At 73.5% G+C, this 1,198-nt stretch carries 2 protein-coding genes; one reads left to right on the top strand and one right to left on the bottom strand.

The annotated features are described in order from the left end of the window. The coding region (locus tag J0670_RS38325; protein ID WP_243438103.1) for an MBL fold metallo-hydrolase at positions 1 to 430 on the bottom strand (430 nt) is incomplete at its 3' end. Between the two features lie 125 nt (positions 431 to 555). Between J0670_RS38325 and J0670_RS38320 the strand changes: the two genes are divergently transcribed. Continuing rightward, a partial coding sequence (locus tag J0670_RS38320) for a cupin domain-containing protein (RefSeq protein ID WP_207817383.1) occupies positions 556 to 1,198 on the top strand: 643 nt, incomplete at its 3' end.

Raw genomic sequence — 1,198 nt, 5'->3', positions numbered from 1 at the left:
ACACCGCGTTGGGGAAGGCGGGCACCCACTCCTCGCCCTGCCTGCGGGTGTTCCACCCGACGTGGTCGGCGTGCAGGTGGGTGTTGACCACCGCGTCCACCTCCTCCGGGTGCACCCCCACCTCGGCGAGCCGCTCCAGGAAGTCGCTTCGGCGGTGGTGGAAGACCGGTGTCAGCGGGCGCTCCCGGCCGTCGCCGACCCCGGTGTCCACCAGCACGGTCATCCCGCCCCCGCGCACCACCCAGGTCTGCAGCGCGCCGACGTAGGCGGCGGCGTCGACGTCGTAGTGCCGCGGCGCCAAGTCCCCCGCCACACCGCCCCTCCAGGCCCGCTCGGACAGCTCGGGCACCAGCTGCGCGGCCGGCATGAACGGCCCCTGCCACTCCAGCACCCGCACGATCTCCATGTCCCCCAGGACGATCCGTTCCATGAGACGCATCCCTCCACTCGTCGGCTTCGACACCGACCCTAGAAAGGCGCGGTGAGCCGTTCAATGCTTGATCGGCTTGTTCCGATACGCGAACGGCTCATCGCAGGACTGGCTACCATGACCGGATGGACGTGGTCAGCGACGCGATCGCCGCCGTACGGGCGGGCCGGCCCTCCTCCAACCGGCTACGGGTGACGGGGCGCTGGGGCGCGCGGATGCCCGGCTACGCGGGCGCGGGCTTCCACGTGGTCCTGGCCGGCTCCTGCTGGCTGCTGGCCGACGGCCACCCCCCGGTGCGCCTTCACCCCGGCGACGCGGTCCTGCTGCCGCACGGCACCACCCACACCCTGTCCAGCGGGGAACTGACGCCTCGTCAGGCCGAACGGCTGCCCGCCCTGGACGCCCTCCTCGCCCTCCCCGACGGCCACGAGGGCGGTCGCGCGGACGGTCGCGCGGCCGGCCACGACAGCGGCCACGACACCCGGGCCGGCCACGAGGAGCCCACCGAGCTGCTGTGCGGCAAGTACCGCCTGGACCACGGCCTGGGCCACCCGCTGATGCGCGAGCTGCCCGAGATCGTCCACCTGCCCACCCGAAGCGGCGCACACCCCGAACTGCGCGCCGCCGTCGACCTCCTGGGCACCGAACTCGCCACCGACCTGCCCGGCGGGCGCCTGGCTGTACCCGCCCTGATCGACCTGCTGCTGGTCTACCTGGTGCGGGCCTGGACCAGGAGGGAAGGCGCCGACGGCTGGTGCGCGGCCCTGG

The sequence above is a fragment of the Streptomyces sp. FH025 genome (assembly GCF_017427025.1).
In the GTDB taxonomy this organism is placed as follows: Bacteria; Actinomycetota; Actinomycetes; order Streptomycetales; family Streptomycetaceae; genus Kitasatospora.
This window is presented reverse-complemented; position numbering and strand designations above follow the sequence as displayed.